The organism is Leptolyngbya sp. AN10, from assembly GCF_050565645.1.
Lineage (GTDB): Bacteria > Cyanobacteriota > Cyanobacteriia > Leptolyngbyales > Leptolyngbyaceae > Leptolyngbya.
Genome location: NZ_JBNXVP010000015.1, coordinates 179,616 through 186,626, shown reverse-complemented (window position 1 = coordinate 186,626; position 7,011 = coordinate 179,616). Strand labels below are relative to the sequence as shown.

General features: G+C 46.6%; 9 protein-coding genes. 2 read left to right on the top strand and 7 right to left on the bottom strand.

The window, feature by feature from the left end:
* Nucleotides 1–107 precede the first annotated feature (107 nt).
* The 6 genes from ACQ4M5_RS21585 to pipX all read right to left on the bottom strand — a co-directional run bounded on the left by ACQ4M5_RS21585 (nt 108) and on the right by pipX (nt 4,051).
* Entirely contained in the window at nt 108–458 is a 351-nt protein-coding gene (locus ACQ4M5_RS21585) for a GNAT family N-acetyltransferase (protein WP_430677750.1), read from the bottom strand.
* Nucleotides 459–474: 16 nt separating this feature from the next.
* Entirely contained in the window at nt 475–918 is a 444-nt protein-coding gene (locus ACQ4M5_RS21580) for an SH3 domain-containing protein (protein ID WP_430677749.1), read from the bottom strand.
* A 49-nt stretch (nt 919–967) separates the two neighbouring features.
* A complete protein-coding gene (gene proC, locus ACQ4M5_RS21575) occupies nt 968–1,765 on the bottom strand; it encodes a pyrroline-5-carboxylate reductase (protein ID WP_430677748.1) in 798 nt (265 codons plus the stop codon).
* 110 nt (nt 1,766–1,875) lie between these two features.
* Nucleotides 1,876–2,487 (bottom strand): cell division protein SepF, encoded by a 612-nt coding sequence (locus tag ACQ4M5_RS21570; protein ID WP_430677747.1) that lies wholly within the window; start codon nt 2,485–2,487, stop codon nt 1,876–1,878.
* Nucleotides 2,488–3,122: 635 nt separating this feature from the next.
* Nucleotides 3,123–3,785: a YggS family pyridoxal phosphate-dependent enzyme gene (locus ACQ4M5_RS21565; RefSeq protein ID WP_430677746.1), complete on the bottom strand. Its 663-nt coding sequence runs from the start codon at nt 3,783–3,785 to the stop codon at nt 3,123–3,125.
* Complete coding sequence (gene pipX / locus ACQ4M5_RS21560; RefSeq protein ID WP_430677745.1) at nt 3,782–4,051, bottom strand: transcriptional coactivator PipX; 270 nt, start codon at nt 4,049–4,051, stop codon at nt 3,782–3,784. The genes ACQ4M5_RS21565 and pipX overlap by 4 nt, the downstream gene beginning before the upstream one ends.
* Before the next feature lie 208 nt (nt 4,052–4,259).
* Here pipX and ACQ4M5_RS21555 point away from each other — a divergent pair, with 208 nt between their 5' ends.
* Both ACQ4M5_RS21555 and ACQ4M5_RS21550 read left to right on the top strand, forming a co-directional pair.
* Nucleotides 4,260–4,748, top strand: coding sequence for a dihydrofolate reductase (locus tag ACQ4M5_RS21555; RefSeq protein ID WP_430677744.1), 489 nt, complete (start codon nt 4,260–4,262; stop codon nt 4,746–4,748).
* 33 nt (nt 4,749–4,781) lie between these two features.
* On the top strand, nt 4,782–5,222 hold the full coding sequence (locus ACQ4M5_RS21550; protein WP_430677743.1) for a GNAT family N-acetyltransferase: 441 nt from the start codon (nt 4,782–4,784) through the stop codon (nt 5,220–5,222).
* Between the two features lie 146 nt (nt 5,223–5,368).
* Here the strand turns inward: ACQ4M5_RS21550 and rpoD are convergent, their stop codons facing one another.
* Nucleotides 5,369–6,490 (bottom strand): RNA polymerase sigma factor RpoD, encoded by a 1,122-nt coding sequence (rpoD, locus tag ACQ4M5_RS21545; protein ID WP_430677742.1) that lies wholly within the window; start codon nt 6,488–6,490, stop codon nt 5,369–5,371.
* Nucleotides 6,491–7,011: the final 521 nt, after the last annotated feature.

Sequence of the window (7,011 nt, the reverse complement as noted above, 5' to 3'; positions counted from 1 at the left end):
AAGTCGTCGGTAATTGCATAAATCGCTATAATTTCGTCAAGCATTTTTCTTCTCTTCGAGGGTCAACATCTTGAAGAGATTTTATTGGCTTTGCTCCCTGACCGCTTCTAACTAGCAACTTGGGTTACTAGCAGGACGCGCTCACCACGTTCAACCAGTGTTTTCTCAACATGGTGTAGTAGATTGGCTCCTCGTCCCTTTCGTTGATGATTAGGATGAATAGCAATTAAATAGAGATTCCAGGTTCCTTCGGTCATTCGCTCTGGTGCAACATAAGCAATGCCGACAGGTTCATCATCGCAGTCGGTAAACCACATCTCTTGACTGCCTGTTTTGTCACTGAAATACTGCTCTAGCATTTGAGCAAGCTCTTCGACTTGGTTCGACTCGAAAAGACCTGTTGCTTCTGCTAGAGCAAGTAACGCTTCTGTGTCATCAAGCGTAGTTAATCGAATCATAGCGAGTTCCAAATTATTATTGAGATACTTGCTCAACATTTCCAGCCCGAATCCAGCCTTCTTGTCCATTGCTTAATCGGATTCTTTGCCAAGTCTTATCGGCGTTTGTTTCTAATACCGTCACACGATCGTTAAAATCCACGCCCCCGATCGAGCCGCCTTCACCCCCTGGAGCATCCCGAACCACAAGCCCGATCGATTGGGTCACTCGTGCCGAAAATGCGCCCGGTGGCAGCGGTTTCTCAGCCGTATCTGGTCTAGCTGCTGTAGGACTTGCAGCGGGCTTTGCAGCGGGTTTTGCAGCAGGTTTCGTCGGAGTATCATTCGGAAACGTTGGCTTAGGCGGCATGACCGAAAGACGCGCCATCATCACTTTTGCGGCAACCACAGCACCCGCAGCAAGCAGCGCGATCGCGAAAAACACACCGAGAAAAAATTTGAGAACAGAAGACCAACGCATAGAAGCCGCCTGTGGACGAGATCGCCCAGATTTTAACATTGGATTCATATTATTGTCCGAGTTCTTTAGAGCGCTGAACGGCTGCCTTTACCGCTTCGATAAATGCCGATCGCATTCCAGCTTTTTCGAGTTCGGCAATTCCCGCGATCGTAGTTCCGCCTGGACTCGTCACCCGATCTTTCAATTCACCCGGATGAATCTCTGACTCTTGTAAGAGTTGAGCTGTTCCCTTCACCGTTTGAATGGCTAATTTTAGGGCGATCGCTCTCGGTAATCCGGCTGCAACTCCGCCATCTGCTAAAGCTTCGATAACGATCGCAATATAGCCTGGTCCTGATCCAGATAATCCTGTAACGGCATCTAACATCGATTCAGGAACTTCCACGACTTCGCCTACAGTTCCGAGAATCTTTTTAGCTTGCTCAATGTGATGCGGTTGAGCGTGTTGACCTGATGCGATCGCAGTAATTCCCGCTCCAACTGCGGCAGGTGTATTCGGCATCGCTCGAACCACGGGCGCACCAGGAAACGCAGCTTCTAATTGTGCGATCGGTGTTCCTGCCAGAATCGAAATGACTAATGCAGAAATCTTTTCACCTGCAAACTCTTGAGCAATCTGCGGAAAGACTTGCGGTTTAATTGCCAGCAAAATCACATCCGAATCCGCTGCTTGTCGATTCTGATCGGTAACTTGAATTTGATACTGTTTTGCCAAAAACTCTTGGCGCGATCGATTCGGTTCACTCACCACGATCGCGCTCGGTTCAAACACTTGCTGTGCAACAAGGCGGGACAAGAGAGCTTCTCCCATCATCCCGCCGCCAATCATGCCAAATTGTTTAGCCAATCTACCATCCTCGAATCAGAAGTAGGGAGTAGGGAGTGGGGGGTGGAGGGGGAACTTATTGCTACTCCCTACTCCCCACTCTCGCCGCTTCCTATCCACAACACATCTCTCTAACCTTGAGCAGATCTCGGTTCTGCGCCCCATGCAGGAGTCGGAGCAGCGGCACGAGGACGAGCAGCAGGAGCAGGTTGAGGCACTTCGTTCAACACGCCTGCTTGAGTGCTGACTTGAACACAGCTCGGTGTGAAGAGGAAAATGCTCTCACCGATGCGCTCTTGATGACCATCGATCGCATAAGTTCCACCCGCGACGAAATCAACTGCACGTTGCGCTTGATCGGGGTCCATAATCGTTAGATTCAACACAACAGATTTGCGTTCGCGCAAAGCTTGAATCACTTGGGGCATTTCTTCAAACGTGCGGGGTTCAACGACCACGACTTCCGAAATTCCGTTTGCTGCACCCGGCATTCCAATCACATTATTCATAGCGGCTCCTACACCAGTAGTTTCACTTCCAATTCCGACAGCACGATCGCGAAAACGGTTTGTGCGGCGAGTCCGGTTTTCTTCTTCATTCACAGCGACCGGAGCAGGGGGAGCAGCGGACTCTTCCTGATAAAGTGTCTGATACTCTTGTCCATCCATTTCATCGTATTCGTATTCGTATTCAACGGGTTCATTTAGTCCGACGAAATCCCGTAATTTACTGAAGATACTCACTGTTCACGCTCCATCCGAATCAAATTTGCTGGAAAAGTACGGTCAAGTCATTGAGAGTAGCAGAGCCACCTGATAAGTTTGATCACTGGTGCTTAACGCTAAGCTGCTTCGCCAACGGGCGAATTCCATTTTGTGGTTTGACAGCTTAGAAATGTTCTTATACTGCCGCACAAATAACGAATTGAAAAATCAGTATACATCCAGCGATCGAACTTGAATAGATTTTTTGGAGTTTTTTTGTCTCCGGGTGCATTGTATCGGTAGTTTTGAAAGTTGGATCACTTTTCTGAAGATTTCTTTTAATTTTGTTGCATTTCGGTGTGGAAGCGAGTTCTAGCGGCTCTAAATTGTTGCGATCGCAGAGTAACCTTCGGAGTTACAGGCAATTTTGAAGAGAAAGAAACGATCGCAATTTAACAGAATTCCGGCGTAAGTTTCTTGAGATCTAAACTGGGGGCATTTGGAACTGAAAAGAATCACGCCAATGCTGAGAGCCGAGATTTCAGTACCGTACTTAAGTAACGTTTTTTACACAGAAGGAACAGTTAGGAAGCAATCGAACTACACAGTCTCAATCACAGTTCTAACAGGACTACCTACAGTACCATCAATTTCTCAAAGCTCAACAGTTCTTTTTAAGATCTCGCACCAAACAAAACGCGCCCTGGTCGAATCATCGTTGCGCCTGCTTGAATTGCGATCGCGTAATCATCTGACATTCCCATCGACATCTGATCGAGTGGAAGATTGCTCTGCTGTCGAATCTTTTCCCCAATCTCTTTCGCCTGCTGGAATAATTCCAAAGTTTCGGCAGATTCAAGATCGATCGGCGGAATCACCATTAATCCTCGAATCTGCAAATTTTCTAAGCGTTCAAGCTGTGGGACTGCCTCCCAAAGTTCTGCCACTGAGAATCCAGCTTTATTTGGATCAGGTCGGAGCTTTACTTGCAGACAAACTTGCGGCTTGAGACTTCTTTCTCCTGCCAATCGATCGAGTCGTTGTGCCAGCTTCAAACTATCGATCGACTGAATCCAATCAAAAAGCTCGATCGCTTTCTGCGCTTTATTACTCTGCAAATGTCCGATAAAATGCCACGTCACATCGGTTAAATCTTGCAATTCCGCCCGTTTGCTCTCTGCTTCCTGAACTCGATTTTCGCCAAAATCTCGAATTCCAGCAGCATACGCGGCTCTCATCGCTTCAGGTGAAACCGTTTTTGTCACTGCAATAATTCGCACAGTTGGGGGAATCTTGGCGCAAAACTCAGAAATATGGTCTTGAAGCGAGGCAATCATTGGAATGTGTTTTGGTGAACCTTCTGGAGTTGATCGTACTCCTTGTACATCCCCGATCGACGCAACATTCTCATCCGATTTTCGACAAGAACTTTGGCATCTGTCCGCCCGATCGGTTCAAACTCCAAGCCGTCCGCGCTGTGATACACCACAAAAAATAACCGTTGCGCGTAGAGTGTACTGAATAATTCTCGATTTTCCTCAACCAAACACACCCGAAAGAGCAACCCAAACGTTGGGTGGTTCAAATAATTCTCAGTATCCATTTACATCCATCAGGAAGAGAGTAAGCGCGTGATTTAGGATAAATCAATATCGATAGGATTTTACAAATTGTAATCATCAACGGTAACAATGTGTCTAATCTTGTAAGGAATTGTGACCAATGTGGCTGAGGAACTTTTTGCAACTGCATCGTTATACAGAGTTGAAAAAGTTGCTCAACTTTGCCGAAATTGAATTCACTTGTGAGAAATGCCTGAAGTTATCTTAATTGCTGCGATCGCTCAAACAAACGGTGTCATCGGCGATCGAGGCAAGTTACCCTGGTCGATCCCAGAAGATTTGCAGCGGTTTCGTCAACTCACGCTGAATCATACCGTCATTATGGGGCGAAAAACATGGGAATTTGATCTGCAAAAACGCCCTTTGTCCCAGCGGATAAACGTTATCGTTTCCTCACAATCTTTTCAGTCGGATCAGCCGAATGTGGAATTTGTACGATCGCTGTCTGAAGCGCTCGATCGTCCTGCTGAGAAATTATTTGTGATTGGTGGAGCGTCAATTTATCGGCAGGCTTTGGAGTTTGTTGATTGTATGGAATTAACGATCGTCGAAGGCGATTACGAAGGCGATGTGCATTTTTTGGAATGGCGCGAACATTTGGATGAATTCCAATTGATTCGCTCCGATCAGAGAAACGGCTTTCGGTTTGAAACCTATCAGCACACTTCTAGATGTTAAATTGACAAGGTTTGAAAGTGCTAAGGAGCAAAAATGGAAATTGTCCGCGCTCAACTAGGAGACCTTGAAGCAGTTTCGAGGCTATTTGATCAGTATCGGGTCTTCTATCAGCAACCCTCAAATCTTGAAGCTGCGATCGCTTTTCTTCAGGAACGCTTCCAAAAGAATGACTCCGTTATTTTCTTAGCTCGTAATCAAGAACAAAGTGTTGGATTCACTCAGCTTTATCCAAGTTTTTCCTCGGTATCGATGCGCCGAGTCTGGATTCTGAATGACTTATTTGTAGAGCAATCTCATCGCCAGCAAGGGATTGCAAAGCGCCTCATAGATACAGCAGAAAGTTTTGCACGAGAAACTGGAGCCGTCCGAATTGCTTTATCAACGCAAATCTCTAACGCGACCGCTCAAACTCTTTATGAATCTCGTGGATATGTGAGAGATGAAAGTTTTTATCACTATTCGTTGAGCTTGTAAATGTTGACCCAGAAATGGGCTGTTAGTGTACGGAGGTACACTTTGTTTGTGTAGCCCCGAATTCTATTCGGTGGGCATCTTGAATTTCTACTAAAAAACCCGATCGCACTAACACGATCGGGCAAATAATCAGAAATGGTTGAACCTTAACGAATGTATTCTTTCAGAACACTGTTGCGATTCGGGTGACGGAGTTTCCGCAGTGCCTTCGCTTCTATCTGACGAATCCGTTCGCGAGTCACGTTGAAGATTTGTCCGATTTCTTCGAGGGTCTTCATCCGACCATCATCCAAACCATAGCGTAAGCGCAATACATCTTTTTCGCGTGGGCTAAGAGTTGCCAACACGCCTTCAAGATCTTCCCGCAGCAAGTTCTTAGAAACCTGATCTTCTGGTGTTTCACCATCAGATTCAATAAAGTCACCCAAGCGAGAATCTTCTTCTTTCCCGATCGGGGTTTCCAACGAAATCGGCAACTGTGCGGACTTAGCGATGAAACGAAGCTTCTCGATCGTCATTTCCATCCGAGTCGCGATCTCTTCTTCAGTCGGCTTGCGTCCCATTTCTTGAGACAACAGTTTCGTTGTCTTTTTGATGCGGGAAATGGTTTCGTACAAGTGAACCGGAAGACGAATCGTTCTCGATTGATCTGCGATCGCTCTTGTAATTGCCTGACGAATCCACCAGGTTGCATACGTCGAGAACTTGTAGCCTTTTTCGTGGTCGAACTTTTCAGCCGCCCGAATCAGACCCAAGCTACCTTCTTGGATCAAGTCTTGGAAGGACAAACCGCGATTCATATATTTTTTCGCGATCGACACCACCAATCTCAGGTTCGACTGCACCATTTTGTCTTTGGCGCGACGACCCAAATGGAGACGGTGACGGAATTGGGGCAGAGGCATCTTCACCTCTTGTGCCCAATCTGCATCCGTCGGTTCTCGATCGAGCTTGTCTGCTAACTTGAACCGAATCCGCTCCAGTTCCAGCAAGTCTGCAATTTTTCGTGCAAGTTCGATTTCCTCATCTGCACGAAGCAGGCGAATTCGACCGATTTCTTGCAAGTACAACCGAATCGAATCTTCGGTGTAGTGCTTCTTCTTCGCTTGAGTCCGGCGACGAGTTGCACGCCCCTTACCGGGTTTCCCCTCTTCGTCATCCTCTCCTAGATCATCCGTATCATCCAGGTCGTCGAGTTCTAGCTCAACCTCTAGAGCTTCTGAAGGGTCGAATGCTTCTTCAACAAGTAAGTCTTTGGCTTGGGTCATGCCGCGTTCCTCATGCTCCTTAAGTAATGAAGTAAAATGTCCCAGCACTGAAACAGATGTTGGTCACTTCGATGCAGTCTGGCTGATTCAGGGGTGTCGATGGCAAGCGAAAACAAGCTCGCTCTCGTCCACTGGAATGCAGTCGAGCGATCGGTAAAATGATCTATTTGAAATTAGTCACTGTCCCAATGTTCCGGGGAAATACGGTTGGCACAATCTGAATTTCTGAGATCATTATTTCTAAATGATTGGAATGTCTCCCCGATTGTAGCCTTTCTCACAAAAGTTGCACCCTTTTTCTGATTTCTTTATGGAATCGATTAAGGCAAATCTACTGTACTTAGCATTCACGTTGCCATTCCGAAGAGCGCGACCAATGTGATTGCGCGTCGTTTCAAGTTTGTACGGTGATGTGTTTAACCGGGTGAAAGTTGTGGACGATTGAGGCTTTCAATCTTGACTCAAATCTATCGCAAAATTCTGGTGTGATCCACGCTTGTTTCTCTCTGCCACCCCCAAAA